We start from the raw sequence: 3,138 nt of genomic DNA, 5'->3' as shown, positions 1-3,138 counted from the left end.
GCTTTATGAGGTCCTACAATGAAGTTTTCAGCGTCAAAATTATTAATAACATCTTCAGCAGTTTTATATTTTTTTATTAAATCAATATAGCTAGTTTCTCCAAATCCTCTAGAACATTCAGATACAAGTAAGATACTACCTCCATGTTTACAAAATGATAATGCAGGAGTTAAAGCCTTTTGGGCTTGATACAGATCTATGTCTCGAGGAAATCCGCCAGGAGAAGTGATGGCTAAATCATATTTCCTTTTTACAGGGTAACCTGATAGTTTTTTTATGTAATTTACTGCCTCATTAAACGAATCAGGATTATCTCCACAAAATATTTGCATAGGTTCGTTGTTTGTATTCATTACGATGTTTATTAAATAGTCTATTTTTATCATTAATCCAGCTTCTTCAATGTCTTCTCTTAGGGGGTTATTTGCTATAACACCCATTCTAGATCTAGGATCTGTTATTAGTTTATGGTTTTTAGATATTGTTTCGTCACTTGCTAATCCTATTGCAACTCCTTTCGCCCCTCCAGAAAAGCCAGCAAATTGATGAGGTTCTACTACACCAATAGACATTTTTAGATCACTTAGGTAATATTCTTTTTCAATGTAAATAGGTGTGTTTCTTTTTGTTTTACCTAGAAAGACGTTGTTGCCTCTTTTGGCATCATGAAAATATACTTTTATCCGTTTATTATTGGCATAATTTTTAGGTATTAGCAATTCCTTATCTGAAATACTAAAGTTATGCAGTCCGGTTCCAACAAATATTTTTATCAAACCATCAAAGGATTTTAATAAGTTTTCCAAAAGTCGGCAAAATATAGTTTCAGGGATTTTAGGTCTAGAGATATCGGGAATGGCTATTGCCACGTCGTTTTTGTCTTTTAGGGATAAAGATCTTGTAAATGAATCAACGATTTTTATCGTCTCTTCATCAGTAAGTTTGATATTTCTATTTTTATCTGTGTCTATTACATCTACAATTTGATTTTTAAGTGTAATTTTTAATTTGCTTTTTCCAAAAGGGATGAGTACTTCTTTCATTTTATCACGCACTCGGATATAATTTTGTTAAGACAAACTCTCTATGTTTTAGTATTTCTGCTTTTACAAATTTTCCGTTTGCAGTTTCTATTATTTTATTCCATAAACAGTCGGCATAGTGATCCAAATTTTCTCTAAGATTTAATAATCCTGAGGCGTCAAGGTCAATGTGTTCTGACATATATTTGACCGTGTTTGGGTTTGCAGTAATTTTGATTACAGGAATAATCGGGTTACCAATAATATTTCCTTGACCTGTTGGGAAAAGGTGAACAACAGCCCCTGCTGCTGCAAAAAGTGTCACTGCCTCAGCCGCAGCTGATGAGGTGTTCATAAAGTGTAAGCCTTTTCCAACAGGTTGTTCACCATAATCTAATGCACTATCGATTTTTGCATTTCCAATCTTTTGAATGTTTCCAAGTGCCTTTTCTTCAATCGTACTTAATCCACCTGCAATATTGCCTTCAGTTGGTTGTGAACCTAATAAATCAACGCCTTGTTCTTTGATTAACTCTTGGTATTCATTGAACATTTTTAAGAACTTATTTCTGTCTTCTTCTTTTTTTAAACGCTGGGCAACTATGTGCTCTGCTCCTGTTAATTCAGTTGTTTCTCCAAATAGAACGGTTCCATTATTTTGTAAAAATTTTTCTGTAAATCTGCCAACTATCCTATTTGAAGCTAATCCTGAGGTTGTATCAGATTCTCCGCATTTTAAACTAATTGTGATATCAGAAAAATTAACCCATTCTTTTTTTAAGCTTGTTGCATGTTCTACCATTCTAACAGCAGAACGGCACATTTTTTCAATTGTTTTGAGTTCCCCATTTTTTTCTATGTAGAAAGCCTCTACTGGTTTGCCTGTTTCAGCAATTCCTTGAGCTATTTTATTTGCCCATTTTGGTTCAATTCCTACAACTATAGCTGCTGCAACGTTTGGATTAGAACCAGCTCCAATCATGGTTTTGAAAAATAATTCAAGATCTTTACCAAACTGCAATCTTCCATAATGGTGAGGAATAGCTAAGGTTCCATGAATTATATTTTCAACTGCAACTGCTGCAGAATTTGATATATCATCAACAGGGATAATTAAAACATGGTTTCTAACCCCTATTTTTCCGTTTTCTCTGACATAACCAAATATCTTATTCTCCATCTTTGTTACCTCCCCATATGATACTTTTTATGTTATGAACGTGTACCATCTCACCTTTTTTTATAGGTTTAATAGCTTTTCCGATTTTTTCTCCATACTCAATGATTTCTTCTCCCTCTTCGATGTCTTTTAAACTTATTTTGTATCCTAAAGGTATTTCCATAAGCACATTTATTTCGTATTCTTCTTCACCTTCTAATACTTTTCCTTTGACTTTTTCATGTGGTTGTAGATCATCTGTTGCAATTCCTACACTGTCTCCTTCTTTGTGAACCAAGAATTTGTAAAATGCCATTTTCATCCCTCCTGCTTTTTTATTTCATCCCAAGCTTGACTGAAGATATCTAGCCCCATCTTGGTGTATGGTGTATCAAAAGCGTTCTTGTATACTTCAAAACCTGCGGTTAAGATATCCGCTTTTGCGTTAATAGCTTCGATAATTTGTTTGGCGTTTCGTATTGCTGCAATGAGAACTTGAGATTTAAATCCATAATTGTGAACTGCATTGACTATGTCTGAAACATAGTTTATATTGTTTTCTCCTCTTTCCTCTCTCCAGCCAACAAATGGACTAATGTAGTATGCCCCCATTCTAGCAGCTTGTAAAGCTTGTACAGGATTAAATACTAACGTGACATTTACTTTGACTGATGTATCTTTTAATAATTTAACTGCATATAATCCTTCCTCTGTTGCAGGAATTTTTACAACAAAATTTTCGGAAATGCTTGCAATTCTTTTAGCTTCTTCTGCGATTTTTTCAGCTTTATTAAGGTGTGGATCGACTTCAACACTGACTGTTATGTTGGTATTTTCAACTACTTTCTTTGCTTCATTCATAAAATATTCCATAGATTTACCTGAGTTTTTTATGTGTCTTGGATTGCTTGTAACTCCTTCAATACCCCATTTTTCAATTGCATAGACGATTTCGTC

Annotated in this window: 4 protein-coding genes; all 4 read right to left on the bottom strand. The window is 33.9% G+C overall.

Translation table 11 applies throughout. The features are described 5' to 3' along the window. Positions 1-1,043, bottom strand: a 1,043-nt coding sequence (locus PKN74_RS08185) for a lactate racemase domain-containing protein (protein WP_472310346.1), incomplete at its 3' end; no start/stop codon positions are given. Between the two features lie 4 nt (positions 1,044-1,047). After that, a complete protein-coding gene (locus tag PKN74_RS08180; RefSeq protein ID WP_472310345.1) occupies positions 1,048-2,202 on the bottom strand; it encodes a UxaA family hydrolase in 1,155 nt (384 codons plus the stop codon). Beyond that, the gene (locus PKN74_RS08175) at positions 2,192-2,497 is read right to left on the bottom strand and encodes a hypothetical protein (protein WP_472310344.1); all 306 of its coding nucleotides are present in this window, start codon (positions 2,495-2,497) and stop codon (positions 2,192-2,194) included. Before PKN74_RS08175 ends, PKN74_RS08180 begins: the two co-directional genes overlap by 11 nt. Before the next feature lie 2 nt (positions 2,498-2,499). Further along, positions 2,500-3,138 (bottom strand): transaldolase family protein (locus tag PKN74_RS08170; RefSeq protein WP_472310342.1); only part of this gene is annotated, 639 nt, incomplete at its 5' end.

The organism is Defluviitoga sp. (assembly GCF_035349255.1).
Classification (GTDB): domain Bacteria; phylum Thermotogota; class Thermotogae; order Petrotogales; family Petrotogaceae; genus Defluviitoga.
The sequence above is the reverse complement of the archived record's forward strand: the minus strand, read 5'-3'. Positions and strand labels throughout refer to the sequence as shown.

Bases quoted from the DNA above. Each gene is read 5' to 3' on its own strand.
- PKN74_RS08180 (WP_472310345.1), bottom strand. From the start codon at position 2,202: ATGGAGAATAAGATATTTGGTTATGTCAGAGAAAACGGAAAAATAGGG.
- PKN74_RS08175 (WP_472310344.1), bottom strand. From the start codon at position 2,497: ATGGCATTTTACAAATTCTTGGTTCACAAAGAAGGAGACAGTGTAGGA.